The organism is Marivivens donghaensis (assembly GCF_011806565.1).
GTDB lineage: Bacteria > Pseudomonadota > Alphaproteobacteria > Rhodobacterales > Rhodobacteraceae > Marivivens > Marivivens donghaensis_A.
Map to the genome: position 1 here is coordinate 162,733 of NZ_JAATOP010000003.1, position 19,118 is coordinate 181,850.

Sequence of the window (19,118 nt, forward strand, 5' to 3'; positions counted from 1 at the left end):
ACAGAGGCGAGGTATCAGCCCAGAACCCGCCCCGCAATCACCCGCAGTTTGTCGATCATCTCGGGCTCACGCTTATCCGGCGCGGTCATGATCGCGTATTCGAGCGCGGTGTCGCAGCCGCAGGGGCAGGGCGTACGGTCGGCGGGCAGCTGCGCGGGGAGGGCGGCGACGGTGTCGACGGCTTTGGTCGAGTTGCCTTTGAGCGTGGCGATCACGTCGGACACATCGACCGCGCCGTGGTCGGGGTGCCAGCTGTCGTAGTCGGTGACCATGGCGATCGAGGCGTAGCAAAGCTCTGCTTCGCGGGCGAGTTTCGCCTCAGGCATGTTGGTCATGCCGATCACGGCGCAGCCCCACTCGCGGTACATGTGGCTTTCGGCGGCAGAGCTGAACTGCGGCCCTTCCATCGCGAGGTAGGTGCCGCCCTTGTGGACCGTCACGCCCGCGCTTTCAGCAGCGGCTACGGCGGCGTCCATCAGGCGCGCGCAGGTCGGATGGGCGACGGAGACGTGGGCGACAAGGCCGGGGCCGAAGAACGTTTTCTCCCGCGCGAAGGTGCGGTCGATGAACTGGTCGACGATCACGAAATCACCGGGGGCCATTTCCTCGCGGAACGACCCGCAGGCGGAAACGCTGAACACATCCGTCACGCCCATCATCTTGAGCGCGGCGATGTTGGCGCGGTAGTTCACCGTGCTCGGCGTCTGGACGTGTCCGCGCCCGTGGCGGGGCAGGAACACCATCGGGGTGCCGTTGTAGGTGCCGGTCAGTAGATCGTCGGACGGCATCCCCCACGGAGTTTCGACGCTCACCCATTCGCGGCTCTCAAGCCCCGCGATGTCGTAAACGCCCGATCCGCCGATGATCCCGATCTTTGTCTGCATGATGCACCCTATGGTTGTGTTCCGCACCTACGTTGCCCACGGCGCGGACACCGTGCAAGGCAAAGATTACTTTTTGTCGTCGGGACGGGTGAGCGAGAACACCTCTTTGACCACGGCGTAATCGCGGTAGCCAAGACGGGACAGCGGCTGGAACGTCGTCACGTCGAACACGCCGTCGATCACGCAGTCGTCGCGCATGTGGATGCCGATGACTTCGCCAAAGACAGCGTGGCTGCTTTTGCCTTCGAGCTGCACGATCTGCGTCATCCGGCATTCGAGCGATGCAGGAGCCTTGGCGACACGGCCGCAAGGAATGGTTTCGCACTCCATATGGTCGATGCCTGCCGCTTCGAATTCGTTCACATGAGCGGGGTGGCTGGCGGAGGTCGCGTTCATCAGATCGCGCGAGGCGTAATCCACGATGTTGATGCAGAACACGCCCGTTTCGCGGATGTTGGAAAGGGTGTCCTTGCCGAAATCACGGTCTGCCTTGGAGCCGTTGGCGGCGAACATGACCTGCGGCGGCTCGTAAGCGACTGCGTTGAAAAAGGAATACGGCGCGAGGTTATCAAGCCCGTTATTCCCGCGGGTCGAGATCCACCCGATCGGGCGCGGGGATACGATCGCACTGAAGGGATTGTGCGGCAGGCCGTGGCCTTCGGTCGGTTTATAGAACATCGGTCGCCCTCTTGTCGTTTGCGGCAGAGGTAGCGTCATGTTACGGCGCAATCCAGAGAGAAGGGGAGAATCCTGTCCTAATGATCGAATTGGCAGAGGAAACGGCTCACGATTGGTGGGAAGTCGAGGCGCTTTACGACCTCTGCTTTGCTCCGGGCCGGACGGCGCTGTCGTCCTACCGTCTGCGTGACGGTGTCGATCCTGTGGCAAAGCTCTGCTTCACGGCACGTGATAACGACGGCATTCTGGCGGGCGTGATCCGCAACTGGCCTGTGCATGTCGGCGACCGTCTGGCGATCCTCCTCGGCCCTGTTGCCGTCCACCCGACCCGTCAGGGCGAAGGCGTGGGCGGCATCCTGATGCGCAAGGTTCTGAACCGCGCGCATGATCTGGGTTGGAGCCGCGTGATGCTCGTGGGCGATTATCCCTACTACAAACGGTTCGGGTTTTTCCCGCTCAAAGGGGTGCTGATGCCGCCGCCGACCAACCCCGACCGCGTGCTGGGGTACGACCTCGCGCCGGGTGCGTGGGTGGGCGTTCATGGTGATGTGACGCAAGCGCCGGATTGCAATCCGGGCGGGCGGCCCCATCTTAACGATCATGGACCAGAACACGCCGACGCTCAAAGTCGTTAACCCTGACCAACCGCTGACCGATCAGGCCCGCGCAGAGATCGCGGCCCTCGCCGTGCGTCAACGCAAGGCGGGCGGCGTTTTGATGAAAGCCATCAACTTCGTCGGCAATCAGGTCGAGGACGGCATGAAGCTGCTCCCCGAAGGTTTCCGCAAGCAGGTCGACAACATCGCCAAAGCCGCGCTGGAGCAGAGCTTCAACGTCGCAAAGGCGTCGCGTGGTGGACCGCTGGGCAAGGTCTCCTCCAGCCGCAGTCACAAGCTGGCCGCTGCCGTTTCGGGTGCTGTCGGCGGCTTCGGCGGATTGCCCACCGCGCTGGCAGAGATCCCTGTGACGACCACGGTCATCTTCCGCTCTGTCTTGTCCATCGCCGCTGAATACGGCGAAGATCCCGAAAGCGAAGTCACCCGAATGGAGTGCCTGCGTGTGTTCGGTGCGGGTAATATCGGCGCGGACGACGACGGATTGGATACCGCGTTCTTCGGCGCGCGCCTCAGCATTTCAGGCCCCGCGGTGCACGGCCTCATCAACAAGGTTGCGCCCAAGTTCGGTGCCGTCATTACCCAGAAACTCGCCTCGCAAGCCGTGCCTGTCATCGGCGCCGCAGCAGGTGCGGGCACCAACCTTGCGTTCGTCAGCTACTACACCGAACTGGCGCATGTGCACTTTGCCCTGCGCCAGCTTGCGCGCCTCTACGACGACCAGCAGGTGATCGAGGAGTTCCACAAGCAGCTTGGACGTAAGGTGCCGACGGCCTAGCGTTTGTGATTAGCTATCATGTGGGTCGCCTCCACGCGGTTGCGGACCCCCAGTTTGCGATAGGCGCTTTTGAGGTATTCGGCGACCGTGTAGTGGGAAATCCCGCAGATGCGCGCGCACTCCTTCTGTGTCACGCCGCTCGTGACGATCGACAGCACCTCCGCCTCGCGCGGGGACAGTGATGCGAACTTCTTCTCATTCAAATCGAATGCAATTTTAACGGGACCGCCGCCAGACAGTTCCTCGAACCTCCGATGTACCAGCATGAGGAAGAACCGCAATTCTTCTGATCTGTGATGAAAGCGCTTGGCGAACTCGGCGCGGGGCATATCGGCACCGATATTGAACCCACCAAAATGGCCCGCCCCGAAGAGCCGCATGGGAATACCAAGGCCCGAGCGAAAGCCGAGCTTTCCCGCTTTCAGGATGAACAGACGGTCATGGAGGCTCAAGTGGGGGTAGTCGTCCACGTGGTCAGAGCCGGTCGGCGTGGCCGCGTAAGTATTACAACAGTAAAGCAAAAACGGGTCAGAGGCTGCGTCGCGGCTTTCGTAAAGCGCGGGGCAGGTCGTGCGGAGTTCTACGTCTTTCCGGTCCGGGTCCGAAGTTATGTAATTAACGAACGTGAGCCCTTCGGTGGCTAACGTCTGAACAAGCGCCGACCAAATTTCCGAACTATCGGACATCTGCTCGATTTCGACGGCGCGTCTTAAAACCTGCAACTAAATCTTCCCCCTCCTCTCAGGGGATATCAATGACGATACCCCTACAATACACTTAAAGGTGTAAAGGAGTGGTCTTTTTTATATCACGATCTTTTTTTGTCGAGCGAGCGAGGCGTATTTGCCGAGGGGTAGTGAGTGGCCCTAGCTTGATCACTCCTTTACGCATTGGTCAACCGCCGTAAGCGAGCCAGTTTGTAATCGACTCGCGGACCGACTGGTCTCCGCGCTCGCGCGATTCATAAATCACGTCTTTTGCGTCATTGAGGTTCACGCGGCGGAGCAGGTGCTTCACCGGACCAATGGACGCGGGGCGCATCGACAGGCTGCGCAGACCGATGGCCGCAAGGCAGATCGCTTCAATCGGGCGGCCGGCATCCTCACCACAGAACGACACGGGCTTTCCAGCCTTTTCGCAGCGCTGCACGATCATTTCGATCAGCGACAGGAAACTGCAATTGAGCGTGTCATAGCGTCGGCGCACGCGTTCGTTTTCGCGGTCGGCAGCAAAGAAGAACTGCTTGAGGTCGTTGCCGCCGATGGACAGAAAATCCACCTGTTCAAAGAACGCATCGGGGGCAAAGGCGAGGCTGGGCGTTTCCAGCATCGCGCCGACTTCGATCTTTTCGGGGACGGGATGACCGAGGATGATCTCGCGTTCGACCATCTTGTCGAGCTCTGCGCGAGCCTCCTGGAACTCGGTCATCTGCGCGACGAACGGGAACATCACTGACAGCGGACGCCCATTGGCCGCGCGCAGCAGCGCCTGAAGCTGCATCTGGAGCACGCCCGGTTTGTCGAGGCCGACACGGATCGCACGCCAGCCCATCGCGGGGTTCGGCTCGTCGTTCGGCTTCATGTAGGGCAGCACTTTGTCCGAACCGATGTCGAGCGTGCGGAACACCACGCGCTTGCCCTTCGCGGCATCCATGACGCGGGCGTAGAGCGCGGAAAGCTCGGCGCGCTTGGGCATCTGGTTGCGGATCAGGAACTGAAGCTCGGTACGGAAGAGGCCGACGCCTTCGGCGCCCGAACTGGGCAGCGACGGCAGGTCGGCCATCAGGCCCGCGTTCATGTTCAGATTGATGGTGTTGCCGCACAGCGCAGTCGCGGGCAGGTCGCGGATCGAGGCATAACGCTCCTGCGCGCGGGCCTGCATCGCGATCTTGTCCTGAAACGCCTTCTGCACGTTTTCATCGGGGCGGAGGTGGACGACACCCTGATCGCCATCGACGAGGATCAGGTCGCCGTTCAGCGCTTCGGTCGTGATGTTGCGGGCGTTGATCACCAGCGGGATCGCCCACGCGCGGGCCACCACAGCAGCGTGGGAGCCGACGCTGCCTTCTTCCAGCACAATGCCCTTCAGCGACTTGCCGTATTCCAGCAGCTCACCCGGACCGATATTGCGCGCGATGAGAACGGGGTTCTCGGGCATTTCTGCGCCGGTTTCCTTGCCCTGACCCGTGAGGATACGCAGCAGACGGTTCGACAGGTCGTCGAGGTCGTGCAGACGTTCGCGCAGGTAGGCATCGCCCGACTGGTTTAGGCGGGAACGGGCCAGCGATTGTTCTTTTTCCACCGCAGCTTCGGCAGAGAGGCCGCTTTTGACGTCCTCTTCCATCCGGCGACGCCAGCTCTTGGAATTGGCGAACATGCGGTAAGCCTCAAGCACCTGCACCTGTTCGGCGTTTACGGTGGTCGTGGTGTTCAGCATCTCGTCGACCGAGATGCGCAGCTGATCGACGCCAGCCTGAAGGCGCTCAAGCTCGCGGTCGATGTCTTCGGCAATCGGGTTGGTGACGACGACACGCGGCTCGTGAAGGTAGACGTTACCCTCGACGGCGCCTTCCTGACCGAGGACACCGCGGAACATGATCGGCTGCTGATGACGCGCGGAAAGGGCGTCGCTGTCACCGATGAACGCGCCAAGCTCTGTCATCTCGGCCAGTACCATCGCGACGACTTCGAGCGCGTAGACCTCGTCGGACGAAAACTGGCGGGCGTCTTTCGACTGCACGACCAGTACGCCGAGCACGGAGCCAAGCCGTTGGATCGGGACGCCGCAGAACGACGAGTAGCGTTCCTCGCCCGTTTCCGGCATGTAGCGGAAACCCTTCTCGGCAGGGGCATCGGCGGTGTTGATGACTTGGCGGGAGCGCGCAACGCGGCCCACAAGACCCTCGCCAAGGCGTAGGCGCGTGTTGTGGACGGCTTCTTCTTGCAGGCCCTCGGTCGCGCAAAGCTCAAGCGTGTCGGAATCGCGGAAAAGGTAGATGGAGCACACTTCGGTCTGCATCGAGGTTGCGATGAGGTGCACGATCTTGTCGAGCCGTGTCTGGCCCGCGCTGTCCTCTGCCATAGTGTCGCGCAGACGAACCAGCATTTTGCGGCTGTCAGTCTCGAACCGTTCGGCCATTTTCATTCCCGCTCCCTCGTTAGGGTCTGTATAGGCGAACGGCGGGCAATTTGGGAGTGTTCATTCAAAAATAACTGCCGTGCAACTGATCGTATTTATTCTGCGATGCAGAAAATTGTTTCAATATTTCAATGCTTAATACGACCTAGTCACGGAAACTCGACTTACAAGTGTGCGGCGCGCGAGCAGATTTGCACAATAAAAAGGCCGCCCGAAAAGGCGGCCTCTCGAAGTCTTCATTTTTTGCCGGATCAGGCTTTGTCGAGCTCGAATGCGTCGTGCAGCGCCTGAACCGCGAGTTCCATATATTTGCGGTCGATCAGAACCGAAATTTTGATCTCCGAGGTTGCGATAACCTTGATGTTGATGCCCTCTTTCGACAGCACGTCGAACATCTTGGCGGCAACACCTGCGTGGCTGCGCATACCGATGCCGACGACCGAAACCTTGGCGACTTCGGTGTCTGCTTCGAGGCGATCGAACTCGATCAGGCCCTTTTCCTTGGCATCGTTCAGTGCCTTTTCGGCGCGGGCGCGCTGCTCGATCGGGCAGGAGAAGGTCATATCGGTGACGCCGCCGGCGTGGCCCTGATAGTTCTGCTCCGATATGTTCTGGACGATCATGTCCACGTTCACACCTGCGTCCGCCAGCGGACCGAAGATCGACGCAGCGATGCCCGGCTTGTCCTGAATGGTGACGAGGGTCATTTTCGCTTCTTCGCGGGAATAGGCGACACCGGAAACGACGTTGGATTCCATGATTTGCTCCTCTGCGCAGACCAGCGTGCCTGCGTCATCTGACGGTTCTTCGAACGAGCTCAGCACGCGCAGCTTTACATTATAGCGCATGGCCAGTTCGACCGAACGGGTTTGCAGAACCTTCGCACCGAGCGAGGCCAGTTCCAGCATTTCTTCGAAAGCGATCTTGTCGAGCTTGCGGGCTTTCGACGTGATGCGCGGGTCGGTCGTGTAGACGCCGTCCACATCGGTGTAGATGTCGCAACGCTCTGCGCCGAAGGCGGCAGCGAATGCAACGGCAGTGGTGTCCGAGCCACCGCGGCCCAGCGTGGTGATGCGGCCTTCGGGCGACAGACCCTGGAAACCTGCAACCACGGCAACGCGCATACCTTCGCCGAACTTCTTGTTGATGTTATCGGTCGGGATGTCTTCGATCCGCGCCGAACCGTGCGCGCCGTTGGTCAGCAGCGGAACCTGCCAGCCCTGCCAGCTACGCGCGGGGATATCCATTTCCTGAAGACGGAGCGCCATCAGACCGGCGGTCACGTTTTCGCCCGACGAGACGACAGCGTCGTATTCGCGAGCGTCGTACAGCGGCGAGGTCTCATTCACCCAGCCGACGAGTTCGTTGGTTTTGCCCGACATGGCCGAAACGATGACGATGACGTCATAGCCTTTGGCAACTTCGAGCGAGACACGTTTTGCAGCGCGGGCAATGCGGTCGAGATTGGCGACCGAAGTCCCGCCGAATTTCATGACAAGCGTCGGCATGGCTGTCCCTTCAAAAGATCGCGGCCCGAATAAAGGCAATTGGACCGAAGGGCAATTGGCCAAAGCAGTGCTGTAACAGTTTTACAGCATATATTGTGGCTAGTTTGTCTGTTTTCGCGGCGCGAATGGCAGCGGCAGGACCGGAACGCCGTCTTCGATCAGTTTGATCGCGTCCTGCGGCTTCGCCTCGCCGTAGATCGGACGCTCCGGCGTGTCGCCGTCGTGCATCTTGCGGGCTTCGTCGGCGAACTTCATTCCGACGTATTCCGAATTGGCCTCGACATGCTTGCGCAGCTTGGTCAGCGCCTCTTCCTGTGGGGTGGCAGGGGCGGTGAGCGCGGGCTTTTCCGTGGCCGTTTCGGTACGCACGGAGGGAGCCATCAGCGATTTGCTGACCTTCGTCGATCCGCAAGCGGTGCAGGCCACCATGCCGGCCGACTGGAGTTTGTCGAACGCATCGGCGGACTGGAACCAGCTTTCAAAGCTGTGGTCGTGGTCACATTTGAGCGTGTAGCGGATCATCTGGCGGGTTTCACCTTTTCGGCCAAGTGCCTTAGATTACTCTATCTATGTGCGGCGTCAAAGGGCGCAATCCAAGAGGTGAGGCGCAATGACTTTGCCGTTCCCGCAGATGTTGGGATCAGAAATTTACCGTGGCTCGTCCTACGGCGCGTGGCACCCGTTGCGGGTGCCGCGCGTGTCGACCGTGATGGACCTGACCCGCGCGATGGGCTGGCTGCCGCGCGAGCGATTTATCACCAGCCCCCGCGCCAAACCCGCCGCGCTGACCGTGTTTCACACGCCCGACTACATTGCTGCCCTGCAAGCGGCAGAGGCCGCACAGGAGGTGTCGGGCGAAGTGCGCGAGACTTACAATATCGGCACGCCGTCGAACCCCATTTTCACCGAAATGTACCGCAGGCCCGCAACGGGGGCGGGCGCCTCGCTGCTGGCGGGGGAGCTTTTGCGGAACGGCGGCGTGCTGCATTCACCTGGCGGCGGGACGCACCATGCCTTCGCCGATCGCGCCAACGGGTTCTGTTTTCTGAACGATCCGGTGCTGGCGACCATGTCGCTGCGCAGAAACGGCGCGACCCGCGTGGCGTATGTGGACATCGACGCCCACCACTGCGACGGGGTGGAGGCCGCGTTCCGTGATGAGCCGGACGTGCTGCTGATCTCGACCCACGAGGAAAACCGCTGGCCGCGCACGGGTGCGCTGGATGATGTCGGGGTGGGGCAGGTGTTCAATCTGCCGCTGCCGCGCGGTGCCCATGACGACGATATGGCCTTTGCGCTGAACGAGATGATCCTGCCGGTCGTGCAGGCATTCAAGCCGGACGCGATTGTGGTCCAATGCGGCTCCGATGCCATCACCGAAGATCCGCAATCTCGTCTTGCGATGTCGAATAACGCGCATATCGGGGTGGTCGAAGCCTTACGCCACCTTGCGCCCCGCTACCTCGTGCTTGGTGGCGGCGGCTACAATCCGTGGTCGGTGGGCCGCTGCTGGAGTGCGATCTGGGCGACGCTCAACGGTTATGAAATCCCCGACGTTCTGCCAGATGGGGCGCAGGACGTTCTAAGGAACCTCGTGTGGCACGGCCTTCACCGTATCAAACAGCCGGAACCGCACTGGATCACGACCATACGCGATAGCTGGCGGGGCGGAGAGATCAGTGACATAACGAGAACCCGCGCCGCCGTTCTGGCAGGGCGCGGAATCTGATCAGAACGTACCGTAGCCGCGCGAATCCGAGTCCGGATCGTGGCGAGAGGGGTGTTGCTGATCGGGCGCGACGTCGTCGGGAACGGTATTTGCGGGCACGGGCAGGGCAGGCACATCGAAGCTGTCGAAGTCCGAATCCTCGACATAGGGTTCGTTGACAACGGCCGGTTCAGCGGGGAGCTCCTCAAAGTCGCCGATAATGGTGACGGCCGTAGCTACAGGCTCCGCCGACACACGGAATTTCGCGATTTCCTGACGGAGCAGTTCGTTCGTGCTTTTCAGCTGGCTCGCTGTGGTCGCAAAGGTGTCGGCCTGCTGGCTCGACAGGCGCGCGGTGCGGCTAATGTCGAGGATCGCCTCGTTGACCTGATCGACACCGCGGGCCTGCTCTGCGCTGGCTTTGCTGATGTCTTTGATCAGGCCGCCGACCTTGGTGATGTTCTGGCTGATGACCTCGAACGACTCGCTGGTGTCGGCAGAGATTTCGACGCCATTGCGAACGTGCTGACGGCTCTTTTCGATGAGCTCGCCTGTCTCGCGGGCGGCTTTGGCCGAACGTCCGGCGAGGTTGCGGACCTCCTGCGCGACCACCGCGAAACCGCGTCCGTGCTGGCCTGCGCGGGCGGCTTCGACAGCTGCATTGAGCGCGAGAAGGTTGGTCTGGAACGCGATTTCGTCGATCACTTTGATGATCTTTTCGATGTCGAGCGAAGAGGCGTTGATCGCGTCCATTGCGTCCACCATCGTGGACACCTTGCGCTTGCCGTCGTCGACGACCTTGGCTGCGCCCATCATCAAATCGTTCGCGGTCTTGGCCGAGTCGGCGTTGACAGATACCTGCGATGCGGTCTGGTTGACCGAGCTGGACAGCTCTTCGACAGCAGACGATTGCACTTCGGAGTTCGACGCGAGCGCCTGAGCGGCTTCCAGCATGGTGCCGGACGCGGCGCTGAGTTCTTCCGTGCTGCCGCGCACGGCGGTCAGCGTCTCGTCAAAGAAACCGAGGAGGCGATCAACGGCGCCAGCGCTGCGCCCTATTTCGTCTTCGGTATCGATGGTCGTGCGTCGGGTGAGGTCGCGGGTGTTCGAAATCTCGTCCAGATCATGCGAGATCGTCTGGAGCGGTCGCACGATGGACCGCGCGATCCACCAGCCGACAACGCCCGTCGCAGCAGCGATGATCAGGGTCGTCGCAAGAATGATCCAGCCGAGTGTCTGCGCGCCGGCCATGACTTCGGAATATTCGTTGCTCACGGCAAGGCCATAAGCGATGCCGCCGATTTCGACAGGCGTCCAAGCGGACAGGAGCTTTATGCCCTGACGATTGGTGAAGAGCGCCGTGCCCGTGTCTCCTGCCGCTGCGCCAAGGACGTGTTCATCTTGCGGGTGCATCCGGACCGTCGCGCCTTCGTCCGTGATGATGTCACCCGACAGGAACACGGTGCGGCCTTCGTCGTTCACGAGCAGCGTCTGGCTGTCCACCTCAAGGCCCGTTGCGCCGTCCATAATCGTTTGCAGGTAGGTGTCACCAACCGCGATGACGACGGCGCCCATCAGGCGTCCATTGCGGTCATAGAGCGGTGAGGCCGCGAATGCCTGAAGTACGGACATCGCTTTGGAGTAGGGTTCGAATGCGCTGAAATACATCGGGACGGTTTTCGGACCGCCGTCGTACTCCGGTTGGGGCGCGGCGAGCGCTTCGCGGACCGCTTGTGCCAGGCCGGTGTTCGTCAGGTCGTCGTCGTTGATATTACCGCCGAAATCGTCGCGCTTGGCATATGAGTACGCCACGTTACCCGAGACATCGACCAGCAGGACATCAGCGAGGTCCATGGTCTGCGCGATGGTCGAAATCCACGGATGCCACTGACCGTGGGTGCGTCCGTACATGTCCGTGTCGGCATGGAGCATCAGTTTATGACGCTCCGTTTCGGGGAACGGGTTGTTCGTGATGTAGGCTTCGCGCATCTCCTGACGGACGAGGCCCAGCAGCCCCTCGGGGTCATCGGTGCTGTTGAGCGAGAACGTGAAAGTACCCATCGCCGACTGCAAGCTGGCATCGGTTCCCAGAATCATCAGGGCGGACATGTAGGAATCCATCTCCCTGTTGATTGTCTCGCTCATCATCTCGACCGTGCCGGTAAGGCGGTCCTGCGCGTCGCGGGCCATCTGGGCCTGCATACGCGAAAAGGACAGGCCGCCGACCAGCAATGCGGATGCAAAGGTCAGGGCAATGATGAGCAAGGGAAGTTTACGCGCGAGCGGTAATTTCATAGAACCTGACCGTGTGCCGAAGTTGATCTGCCAATGGGCGAGCTAACGTCTGACGGGGGCGTTCTTTTAGGGAGAATCGCGGTTTCTGACCGCAATGTTCCCGCGAAATCACTGATAGGGTAGGGAACTATACGCCTAAACCCACATCGGAAATGCAACAAAGCGCAGTCGTTCGGCGCGTGGCGTATGTAATTGATTTGGGGGAGGAATGGTGCTGCTGGACAGGATTGAACTGTCGACCTCTCCCTTACCAAGGGAGTGCTCTACCACTGAGCTACAGCAGCGCCGTTTTCCGCGTCCGACGGTGTGTCGTCGGCGTGTGGCGGGGAATTAGCCTCAAAAGATTCCATGCGCAACCCCCATCTGGACGGTTTTTTGATCTCGGGATAACTCTTTTGCCATGACGGTGAAAAATACTAAGTCGGGCAAAGGCCCCGAGACACTCACAAGAGAAGAGCGGCTCAAGGCTGCGCTGAAGTCGAACATGGCGAAGCGCAAGGCGCAGGCACGTGCACGCGCCGCTCATGAAGAAGAATCGAAAGAGGACGAATAGGGCACAATGGATTCCATTTTGGTAAAGGGCGGTAAGCCGCTAAGCGGACAAATCGCTATCGCGGGGGCCAAGAATGCCGCGCTCGCTCTGATGCCGGCCACTCTGCTGAGTGAAGAGCCGCTGACGCTGACGAACACGCCGCGTTTGTCCGACATCAAGACAATGACCCAGCTTCTTCAATCACTTGGCGCTGAAGTCTCGTCGCTTCAGGACGGCAAGGTTGTTGCCATGTCCTCGCACGACCTGACCTCGACCCGCGCGGAATATGACATCGTTCGCAAGATGCGCGCCTCGAATCTCGTGCTCGGCCCGCTGCTGGCGCGTTACGGACACGCCACGGTTTCGCTGCCGGGTGGCTGTGCAATCGGTGCGCGTCCGATGGACATCCACATCTCGGCTCTCGAAGCGCTGGGCGCAGAGATCGAGCTGAAAGAAGGTTACCTTCACGCCAAAACCAACGGCGGCCTGAAGGGCGGTATCGTGAAGCTGCGATTCGCTTCCGTTGGCGCGACCGAGAACGTTCTGATGGCCGCAACGCTCGCCAAGGGCACAACGGTCATTGAAAACGCCGCGCGCGAGCCTGAAATCGTCGACCTTGCCCGCTGCCTCAAAAAGATGGGCGCCCAGATCGAAGGCGAAGGCACCAGCCGCATCGAAATTCAGGGCGTCGACCGTCTGGGTGGCGCGACCCACCCCGTTGTTACCGACCGCATCGAGCTTGGCACCTACATGCTGGCCCCCGTTATCGCGGGCGGCGAGGTCGAATGCCTCGGCGGTAAGATGGAACTGGTCGAATCCTTCGTTGAAAAATTGCAAGAAGCAGGCATCACCGTCGAAGAGACCGAAGCGGGCCTCAAGGTTCGTTGCGAAGCCGGTCGTGCGAAGGCCGTCAACGTGACGACCGAACCGTTCCCCGGTTTCCCGACTGACCTTCAGGCGCAGATGATGGCGATGCTGTGCCTTGCTGACGGTACTTCGGTGCTGGAAGAAAAGATCTTTGAAAACCGCTTTATGCACGCGCCGGAACTGGGCCGCATGGGTGCAAACATCGAAGTCCATGGCGGCACCGCGACCGTCCACGGCGTTGAAAAAATGAAGGGCGCTCAGGTCATGGCGACCGACCTGCGTGCGTCGGTTTCGCTGATCCTCGCCGGTCTGGCTGCCGAGGGTGAAACCCAGGTTAACCGCGTCTACCACCTCGACCGTGGTTACGAGAACGTCGAAGACAAGCTCGGCGGGGTTGGCGCACAGATCGAACGGATCAAGGAACAATGACCGAAGACGCCCGTTTCGAAGACGGCGGCGAGGCTCCTCTCCGCCTGATGGCAGTCGATGCCGAAGACCTTCAGGTCGTATCGGCGCTGACGCAGGATGCGGTTTTTCCCGCTAATGAAATCGGTTGGTATCCAGCGGAGCGGCGCTTTGCGATTCTGATCAACCGCTTCCGTTGGGAAGACCTCGATGCGGCGCAGAAACGCGGCCGTCAGGTCGAGCGGGTGCAGTCGGTTCTCATGTTCCAGTGCGTGATGAATGTGCAGAGCCAAGGCGTGCCGCAAGGCGATGCCGACACGGTTCTGTCGATCCTCTCGCTCGACTGGAAAGCGGGCGAGGACGGTGCGGGGTCGATTCTGTTGAACCTCGCGGGCGATGGCGTCATCAAGCTCGACGTCGAAGCGATCGAGATCATGCTCAAGGACGTCACGCGCCCCTACATCGCGCCGTCCCATCAGGCACCGAGCCATCCCGAATAACGCGGCGCTACGTTTTGTAGCGCTTTGACGCCCCCCTTCACATTGAAGGGGGGCGTTTGCGCATGTATCACCTGCGGCGAAGGAGACAGCCGATGCCCCAATTTCTCGATACGACTGATGCAGGTTTCGAAGACGCCTTTGTGGCGCTGTTGGGAATGAAGCGCGAAGACAGCCCCGATGTGGACGCTGTCGTTGCGGATATCATCGCGGACGTGCGCAAGCGCGGCGACGCGGCTGTGCTGGAGCTGACCGCGAAGTTCGACCGCATGGAGTTGACTGCCGATAAGCTGCGTTTCTCCGAAGCGGAGATCGAAGAGATCATCCAGCAGGTGTCGGACGAAGAACGCGCGGCGCTCGAACTCGCCGCTGAACGTATCCGCGCCTACCACGAACGCCAGATGCCAGAGGATGCCCGCTGGGAAGACGCCGCAGGTGCTTCGCTCGGTTGGCGTTGGTCGGCTGTGTCTGCCGCTGGCCTCTACGTGCCGGGCGGCCTCGCGTCCTATCCGTCGTCGGTGCTGATGAACGCCATTCCCGCGAAGGTCGCAGGCGTCGAGCGTCTCGCCATCGTCGTGCCGACCCCCGACGGCGTTGCGAACCCGCTGGTTTTGCTGGCCGCGAAAATCGCGGGCGTTGACGAAGTCTACCGCATTGGCGGCGCGCAGGCCGTGGCCGCGCTGGCCTACGGCACCGAAACCATCGCGCCCGTGGACAAGATCACGGGGCCGGGCAACGCCTTTGTCGCAGCCGCCAAGCGCCGCGTCTTCGGCAAGGTGGGCATCGACATGATCGCGGGCCCGTCGGAAATCCTTGTGATTGCCGACAAACACAACGACCCCGACTGGATTGCGCTCGATCTGATGTCGCAGGCCGAGCATGACGAATCCGCGCAGTCGATCCTGATCACCGATGATGGCGACTTTGGCCGCGCTGTCGCCGATGCCGTGGACAAGCGCCTCGAGACGCTGGAGCGCCGCGCGATTGCGGGTGCGAGCTGGCGCGACTTCGGTGCGGTGATCACCGTCAAAGATATGGAAGAGGCCGCTGCGCTCTCCGACCGTATCGCGCCCGAACACCTCGAGCTTTGTGTCGAGGATGCCGACGCGCTGTCCGAAAAAGTGACCCACGCCGGTGCGATCTTCATCGGCGGTTGGACGCCCGAAGCTATCGGCGACTACGTCGGCGGCCCGAACCACGTCTTGCCGACCGCCCGTTCGGCCCGTTTCTCGTCGGGTCTGTCGGTCATGGACTTCCTCAAGCGCACCACGCTGGCCCGCATGACCCCCGACGCCCTTCGCGCGATCGGTCCGGCTGCGGAGCGTCTGGCAAAGTCCGAAAGCCTCGAAGCCCACGGATTGAGCGTTCGCGCCCGCCTCGACAAGCTGAACGGCTAACTGGGGCTCGCGGGGCAGGATATGTTCCGCGATACCCGTTGCCGCATTGCATGAACGCATGTGGGCCGCTACCAATTGGTCGACCAAACGGAAGACCCGCCCATGAGCCGTATCAGCCACATCGAACTCGACGATTCGAACCTGCCGCCCCCGACTCCCGAAGTGGAGCAGGAACGGAAGGTTGCGATGTTCGACCTTCTGGAAGAAAACAGCTTCGATCTGCCTGCCAAGGACGGCAAGGTGGATGGGCCGTATAAGCTCGCCCTATCGATCCGTGAGCGCCGCCTTGTGTTCGATATCCGTAATGAAGCAGGTGATCCGGCGTCGGAAATCCACCTCGCGCTGGGGCCGTTCCGTCAGGTCGTCAAAGACTACTTCCAGATTTGCGCCAGCTACTTCGATGCCGTGAAGACCGCCTCGCCAAGCCAGATCGAAACGATCGACATGGCCCGCCGCGGTATCCACAACGAGGGCGCCAACATCCTGCAAGAGCGGCTGGATGGGAAATGCGAAGTCGATCACGACACCGCCCGCCGCCTGTTTACCCTGATCTGCGTCCTGCACTTCGGGGGCTGACCTTGTCGGAGAGCGAGAAGGAATACGACCCGCTACCGCAGTCCATCCTCTTCTGCTGTGACCACAATGCTGTGCGCTCACCTATGGCGGAAGGGTTGATGAAAAAGTACTACGGGACAGGCTGTTACGTGCAGTCGGTGGGCGTCAAAAACGATCTGGAGATCGACGGCTTCGCGATTTGCGTTTGTCAGGAAAAGGACGTGGAGCTGTCGCGTCACCGCTCCCGCTCGTTCGACGAACTCAAAGAGTGGGGCGACGATCTATCGTCCTTCGACCTGATCGTTGCGCTGTCTCCGGCGAGCCAGCGTCAGGCGCTCGAACTCACCCGTTTTTATCACCTCGAAGTCGAATATTGGCCGATTTTGGACCCAACAGGTCTCGGAGAGACACGTGACGCCAAACTCGACAGTTATAGACAGACACGAGACCAGATTATTTCACGCCTCCACGCGCGTTGGGGGCCGCCAAAGGAGTAAGCCGCAATGGCCGCGACCGAAGTTCTTCAACGCTATTTCGATGCCTTCAATGCAGGCGACAAAGCAGGAATGCTGGCCGAACTGGCCGATGATGTGGAGCATCACGTCAACGAAGGCAAAGTGCGCAAGGGCAAGGACCTGTTCTCCGAATTCTGCGACCACATGGACCGCTGCTACCGCGAGTGCCTGACCGACATGGTGTTCATGGTGAACGAGGACGGTACCCGCGCGTCTGCGGAATTCATCGTGAACGGCGAATACCTCACCACGGACGAGGGTCTGCCCGAAGCCAAAGGCCAGACCTACAAGCTGCCCGCAGGGTCGTTCATGACGCTCAAGGACGACAAGATCACCCGCGTGACCACCTACTACAACCTGTCGGACTGGATCCGTCAGGTCTCCGCATGACCCTGACGTTCAAGGTTCTGAGCGGCGAGGCGATCACGGACGCGCTGGATGATCTGGCGCGCCTCCGTATCGCTGTCTTTGCCGAGTGGCCGTACCTTTATGACGGCGATATGGACTACGAGCGCAAATACGTGGCGACCTACCGCGATGCGGAAGAGGCGATTCTCGTCGCGGCAACGGACGGTGACCGGATTGTCGGCGTCGCCACAGGCACCCCTATGGAAGACCACGCGGACGACTTTGCCGCGCCCTTTGCCGCAACAGGCATTCCGCTGACCGAGATTTTCTACTGCGCCGAATCCGTGCTGCTGCCCGAATATCGCGGGCAGGGGGCGGGCCACGCGTTTTTCGATGCGAGAGAAGCGAAAGCCCGTGCGCTGGGCCGCAAATATGCGGCCTTTTGCGGCGTGATGCGCCCCGCCGATCATCCCGACCGCCCCGAAGGTTACCGTCCGCTCGATGCGTTCTGGACGAAGCGGGGCTACAGGAAACTCGATGGTGTCGTGGCGCGTTTCCGTTGGAAGGATCACCGCGATACCGAGCAGACCGAAAAGCCGCTCCAGTTCTGGATGAGAGAGTTATGAAAATTGCCGCCGCCGCATACCGCCCCGAATGGCACCCCACCAAACGGGAGCTGAACGACAAGCTGGACAAATGGGTGTCCGAGGCTGCGGGCAATGGCGCGCAGCTTCTGATTTTCCCTGAATACGGCGGCTGCGAAGCGGCGCTGGTCGGAACGCCTTCCGATGTGTCCCCCGCCGAGTGGGCGAAAAAGATGTGCGACGCGGCGCAGAACTGGCTCGATCTGCATATCGCGCTGGCCAAGAAATACAGCGTCCACATCCTCGCCGGATCGCTCTGCGTCAAAGTCGGAACGCGGATCGTGAACCGCGCCTATATGGTGTCGCCGACCGGCCATGTCGCGTGGCAGGACAAGCTGATCCTCACGCCCTACGAGCGCAACGAAATGGGCATAAATCCGGGAGCGGAGGTCAAACTGCTCGACACCGCGCTGGGCCGGATCGGCGTTCTGATCTGCTACGACAGTGAATTCCCGCTTCAGGCCCGCGCCATGTGCGAAGGCGGCGCGGACATGATCCTTGTGCCGTCCGCCACCGATCTGGCTGCTGGCCAGACCCGCGTGCGACAGTCGTGCCGCGCCCGCGCCATCGAAAACCAGTGCCTGATCGTGCAGGCGCCCGTGCTTGGCCCTGTGCATGACTGCGATGTGCTGGACACCGGAACGGGCCGCGTCGGGTTCTTTTGCCCGCCCGATCACGGGCTTCCCGAGGACGGGATTGTGGCCCAAGGCAAGACCGACTCTGCCGCGTGGGTCTATGCCGAGGTCGACCCTCGCGCCATCGCCGCACCCCGCGAAACAGGGCAGGTTGGCAATTTCAGCCACTGGAAAGAGCAGGATTCCCGACTACATAAGGTGCAAACGCATCAGTTGGCGTGAAATACCCTTGAAAATTCACTTTTTCGGGCGCATTTAGACGCCGCCTGCCACATGGGCAGGGACATTACTTTTGGAGATCACATGGCCAAGGAAGAACTGCTCGAATTCCCCGGTGTCGTGAAGGAACTCCTGCCCAACGCGACATTCCTGGTCGAGCTTGAAAACGGCCATACGATCATCGCGCACACAGCAGGTAAACTTCGCAAGAACCGCATCCGCGTCCTCGCAGGCGATAAGGTTCAGGTCGAAATGACCCCGTACGACCTCACCAAGGGTCGCATCAACTATCGTTTTCGGTGAGCACTCTCTCACCGACATCCGGTCTGAAGCTGATCTTGGGCTCTGGTTCGCCGCGGCGACTGGAGCTTTTGGCGCAGATCGGTGTCACCCCTTCGGAAGTCCGTCCGCCTGACGTGGACGAAGACCCCCGCAAGGGTGAACTGCCCCGCGAATATGTGAACCGCATCGCTTCGGACAAGGCAGCCGCGATTGCCTGCGCCGAAGACGAGGTGGTTCTGTGTGCCGATACGACCGTTGCCATGGGGCGGCGCATCATGGGCAAGCCCGAGGGCGAGGCCGAAGCGGCCGAGTTCCTCTATGCGCTATCGGGGCGCCGTCACCGCGTGATCACCGCTGTAGCGGTCAAGCGCGGGACGCAGGTCTGGCAGAAGGACGTCGTCACCACCGTGTCGATGAAGCGTCTGTCGAACCCCGAAGTGAACAGCTATCTCGCATCCGGCGATTGGAAGGGCAAAGCTGGCGGTTACGCCATCCAAGGCCCTGCCGGTGCATTCATCCCGTGGATCAACGGGTCATTTACCGGCGTTGTTGGCCTGCCTCTTGCAGAGACCGCAGGACTGCTGACCGCCGCCGGATATCCCCTTTACGGAGCGTGAGC

At 61.0% G+C, this 19,118-nt stretch carries 21 protein-coding genes and 1 tRNA gene; 14 read left to right on the plus strand and 8 right to left on the minus strand.

All coding sequences use genetic code 11. The features are described 5' to 3' along the window. Nucleotides 1-14: 14 nt before the first annotated feature. Both HCZ30_RS06125 and HCZ30_RS06130 read right to left on the minus strand, forming a co-directional pair. The gene (locus HCZ30_RS06125) at nucleotides 15-884 is read right to left on the minus strand and encodes an S-methyl-5'-thioadenosine phosphorylase (RefSeq protein ID WP_175580980.1); all 870 of its coding nucleotides are present in this window, start codon (nucleotides 882-884) and stop codon (nucleotides 15-17) included. Nucleotides 885-950: 66 nt separating this feature from the next. Next, nucleotides 951-1,562, minus strand: coding sequence for a flavin reductase family protein (locus HCZ30_RS06130; RefSeq protein WP_167637404.1), 612 nt, complete (start codon nucleotides 1,560-1,562; stop codon nucleotides 951-953). 80 nt (nucleotides 1,563-1,642) lie between these two features. On the opposite strand from HCZ30_RS06130, the gene HCZ30_RS06135 reads away from it, so the two are divergent. Beyond that, nucleotides 1,643-2,197: a GNAT family N-acetyltransferase gene (locus tag HCZ30_RS06135; RefSeq protein WP_167637405.1), complete on the plus strand. Its 555-nt coding sequence runs from the start codon at nucleotides 1,643-1,645 to the stop codon at nucleotides 2,195-2,197. After that, complete coding sequence (locus HCZ30_RS06140; RefSeq protein ID WP_167637406.1) at nucleotides 2,163-2,954, plus strand: EcsC family protein; 792 nt, start codon at nucleotides 2,163-2,165, stop codon at nucleotides 2,952-2,954. Before HCZ30_RS06135 ends, HCZ30_RS06140 begins: the two co-directional genes overlap by 35 nt. On the opposite strand, the gene HCZ30_RS06145 is transcribed toward HCZ30_RS06140, so the two are convergent. The 4 genes from HCZ30_RS06145 to HCZ30_RS06160 form a co-directional block, all read right to left on the minus strand. Further along, a complete protein-coding gene (locus HCZ30_RS06145; RefSeq protein ID WP_167637407.1) occupies nucleotides 2,951-3,676 on the minus strand; it encodes a helix-turn-helix transcriptional regulator in 726 nt (241 codons plus the stop codon). The two genes, HCZ30_RS06140 and HCZ30_RS06145, sit on opposite strands and share 4 nt — an antisense overlap. Before the next feature lie 172 nt (nucleotides 3,677-3,848). Further along, complete coding sequence (gene ptsP / locus HCZ30_RS06150; protein ID WP_167637543.1) at nucleotides 3,849-6,092, minus strand: phosphoenolpyruvate--protein phosphotransferase; 2,244 nt, start codon at nucleotides 6,090-6,092, stop codon at nucleotides 3,849-3,851. 251 nt (nucleotides 6,093-6,343) lie between these two features. Next, nucleotides 6,344-7,600, minus strand: a complete 1,257-nt coding sequence (locus HCZ30_RS06155) for an aspartate kinase (protein ID WP_167637408.1) — start codon at nucleotides 7,598-7,600, stop codon at nucleotides 6,344-6,346. A gap of 99 nt (nucleotides 7,601-7,699) precedes the next feature. Next, complete coding sequence (locus tag HCZ30_RS06160; RefSeq protein WP_167637409.1) at nucleotides 7,700-8,122, minus strand: DUF1178 family protein; 423 nt, start codon at nucleotides 8,120-8,122, stop codon at nucleotides 7,700-7,702. Between the two features lie 88 nt (nucleotides 8,123-8,210). On the opposite strand from HCZ30_RS06160, the gene HCZ30_RS06165 reads away from it, so the two are divergent. Then, nucleotides 8,211-9,329 carry an acetoin utilization protein AcuC gene (locus tag HCZ30_RS06165; protein WP_167637410.1) on the plus strand — a complete coding sequence of 373 codons (1,119 nt, stop codon included), beginning with the start codon at nucleotides 8,211-8,213 and terminating at the stop codon, nucleotides 9,327-9,329. Here the strand turns inward: HCZ30_RS06165 and HCZ30_RS06170 are convergent, their stop codons facing one another. Beyond that, nucleotides 9,330-11,603, minus strand: coding sequence for a methyl-accepting chemotaxis protein (locus tag HCZ30_RS06170; protein ID WP_167637411.1), 2,274 nt, complete (start codon nucleotides 11,601-11,603; stop codon nucleotides 9,330-9,332). 209 nt (nucleotides 11,604-11,812) lie between these two features. Then, a tRNA-Thr gene (locus HCZ30_RS06175) sits at nucleotides 11,813-11,887 on the minus strand. Between the two features lie 116 nt (nucleotides 11,888-12,003). Between HCZ30_RS06175 and HCZ30_RS06180 the strand changes: the two genes are divergently transcribed. The 11 genes from HCZ30_RS06180 (at nucleotide 12,004) to HCZ30_RS06230 (ending at nucleotide 19,116) form a co-directional block, all read left to right on the plus strand. After that, nucleotides 12,004-12,156, plus strand: coding sequence for a hypothetical protein (locus tag HCZ30_RS06180; protein ID WP_167637412.1), 153 nt, complete (start codon nucleotides 12,004-12,006; stop codon nucleotides 12,154-12,156). A gap of 6 nt (nucleotides 12,157-12,162) precedes the next feature. Then, on the plus strand, nucleotides 12,163-13,431 hold the full coding sequence (gene murA, locus HCZ30_RS06185) for a UDP-N-acetylglucosamine 1-carboxyvinyltransferase (RefSeq protein WP_167637413.1): 1,269 nt from the start codon (nucleotides 12,163-12,165) through the stop codon (nucleotides 13,429-13,431). Beyond that, a complete protein-coding gene (locus HCZ30_RS06190; RefSeq protein ID WP_167637414.1) occupies nucleotides 13,428-13,907 on the plus strand; it encodes a DUF2948 family protein in 480 nt (159 codons plus the stop codon). The genes murA and HCZ30_RS06190 overlap by 4 nt, the downstream gene beginning before the upstream one ends. Before the next feature lie 92 nt (nucleotides 13,908-13,999). Beyond that, a complete protein-coding gene (gene hisD / locus HCZ30_RS06195) occupies nucleotides 14,000-15,301 on the plus strand; it encodes a histidinol dehydrogenase (protein WP_167637415.1) in 1,302 nt (433 codons plus the stop codon). Between the two features lie 102 nt (nucleotides 15,302-15,403). Next, complete coding sequence (locus HCZ30_RS06200) at nucleotides 15,404-15,877, plus strand: UPF0262 family protein (RefSeq protein WP_167637416.1); 474 nt, start codon at nucleotides 15,404-15,406, stop codon at nucleotides 15,875-15,877. 83 nt (nucleotides 15,878-15,960) lie between these two features. After that, nucleotides 15,961-16,353: a low molecular weight phosphatase family protein gene (locus HCZ30_RS06205; RefSeq protein WP_246212650.1), complete on the plus strand. Its 393-nt coding sequence runs from the start codon at nucleotides 15,961-15,963 to the stop codon at nucleotides 16,351-16,353. Nucleotides 16,354-16,359: 6 nt separating this feature from the next. Beyond that, nucleotides 16,360-16,761 carry a ketosteroid isomerase-related protein gene (locus HCZ30_RS06210; protein ID WP_167637418.1) on the plus strand — a complete coding sequence of 134 codons (402 nt, stop codon included), beginning with the start codon at nucleotides 16,360-16,362 and terminating at the stop codon, nucleotides 16,759-16,761. Beyond that, the gene (locus HCZ30_RS06215; RefSeq protein ID WP_167637419.1) at nucleotides 16,758-17,345 is read left to right on the plus strand and encodes a GNAT family N-acetyltransferase; all 588 of its coding nucleotides are present in this window, start codon (nucleotides 16,758-16,760) and stop codon (nucleotides 17,343-17,345) included. Before HCZ30_RS06210 ends, HCZ30_RS06215 begins: the two co-directional genes overlap by 4 nt. Further along, on the plus strand, nucleotides 17,342-18,220 hold the full coding sequence (locus HCZ30_RS06220) for a carbon-nitrogen hydrolase family protein (RefSeq protein ID WP_167637420.1): 879 nt from the start codon (nucleotides 17,342-17,344) through the stop codon (nucleotides 18,218-18,220). Before HCZ30_RS06215 ends, HCZ30_RS06220 begins: the two co-directional genes overlap by 4 nt. Before the next feature lie 81 nt (nucleotides 18,221-18,301). Beyond that, complete coding sequence (gene infA, locus HCZ30_RS06225; protein WP_067550718.1) at nucleotides 18,302-18,520, plus strand: translation initiation factor IF-1; 219 nt, start codon at nucleotides 18,302-18,304, stop codon at nucleotides 18,518-18,520. Continuing rightward, nucleotides 18,517-19,116 (plus strand): Maf family nucleotide pyrophosphatase, encoded by a 600-nt coding sequence (locus HCZ30_RS06230; RefSeq protein ID WP_167637421.1) that lies wholly within the window; start codon nucleotides 18,517-18,519, stop codon nucleotides 19,114-19,116. Before infA ends, HCZ30_RS06230 begins: the two co-directional genes overlap by 4 nt. The last annotated feature ends 2 nt before the right edge of the window (nucleotides 19,117-19,118 follow it).

What these genes read in the sequence shown, in the direction of transcription:
- HCZ30_RS06125 (WP_175580980.1), bottom strand. Translation starts at nt 884, where the DNA reads ATGCAGACAAAGATCGGGATCATCGGCGGATCGGGCGTTTACGACATC.
- HCZ30_RS06130 (WP_167637404.1), bottom strand. Translation starts at nt 1,562, where the DNA reads ATGTTCTATAAACCGACCGAAGGCCACGGCCTGCCGCACAATCCCTTC.
- HCZ30_RS06135 (WP_167637405.1), top strand. Translation starts at nt 1,643, where the DNA reads ATGATCGAATTGGCAGAGGAAACGGCTCACGATTGGTGGGAAGTCGAG.
- HCZ30_RS06140 (WP_167637406.1), top strand. Translation starts at nt 2,163, where the DNA reads ATGGACCAGAACACGCCGACGCTCAAAGTCGTTAACCCTGACCAACCG.
- ptsP (WP_167637543.1), bottom strand. Translation starts at nt 6,092, where the DNA reads ATGGCCGAACGGTTCGAGACTGACAGCCGCAAAATGCTGGTTCGTCTG.
- HCZ30_RS06155 (WP_167637408.1), bottom strand. Translation starts at nt 7,600, where the DNA reads ATGCCGACGCTTGTCATGAAATTCGGCGGGACTTCGGTCGCCAATCTC.
- HCZ30_RS06160 (WP_167637409.1), bottom strand. Translation starts at nt 8,122, where the DNA reads ATGATCCGCTACACGCTCAAATGTGACCACGACCACAGCTTTGAAAGC.
- HCZ30_RS06165 (WP_167637410.1), top strand. Translation starts at nt 8,211, where the DNA reads ATGACTTTGCCGTTCCCGCAGATGTTGGGATCAGAAATTTACCGTGGC.
- HCZ30_RS06170 (WP_167637411.1), bottom strand. Translation starts at nt 11,603, where the DNA reads ATGAAATTACCGCTCGCGCGTAAACTTCCCTTGCTCATCATTGCCCTG.
- HCZ30_RS06180 (WP_167637412.1), top strand. Translation starts at nt 12,004, where the DNA reads ATGACGGTGAAAAATACTAAGTCGGGCAAAGGCCCCGAGACACTCACA.
- murA (WP_167637413.1), top strand. Translation starts at nt 12,163, where the DNA reads ATGGATTCCATTTTGGTAAAGGGCGGTAAGCCGCTAAGCGGACAAATC.
- HCZ30_RS06190 (WP_167637414.1), top strand. Translation starts at nt 13,428, where the DNA reads ATGACCGAAGACGCCCGTTTCGAAGACGGCGGCGAGGCTCCTCTCCGC.
- hisD (WP_167637415.1), top strand. Translation starts at nt 14,000, where the DNA reads ATGCCCCAATTTCTCGATACGACTGATGCAGGTTTCGAAGACGCCTTT.
- HCZ30_RS06200 (WP_167637416.1), top strand. Translation starts at nt 15,404, where the DNA reads ATGAGCCGTATCAGCCACATCGAACTCGACGATTCGAACCTGCCGCCC.
- HCZ30_RS06205 (WP_246212650.1), top strand. Translation starts at nt 15,961, where the DNA reads ATGGCGGAAGGGTTGATGAAAAAGTACTACGGGACAGGCTGTTACGTG.
- HCZ30_RS06210 (WP_167637418.1), top strand. Translation starts at nt 16,360, where the DNA reads ATGGCCGCGACCGAAGTTCTTCAACGCTATTTCGATGCCTTCAATGCA.
- HCZ30_RS06215 (WP_167637419.1), top strand. Translation starts at nt 16,758, where the DNA reads ATGACCCTGACGTTCAAGGTTCTGAGCGGCGAGGCGATCACGGACGCG.
- HCZ30_RS06220 (WP_167637420.1), top strand. Translation starts at nt 17,342, where the DNA reads ATGAAAATTGCCGCCGCCGCATACCGCCCCGAATGGCACCCCACCAAA.
- infA (WP_067550718.1), top strand. Translation starts at nt 18,302, where the DNA reads ATGGCCAAGGAAGAACTGCTCGAATTCCCCGGTGTCGTGAAGGAACTC.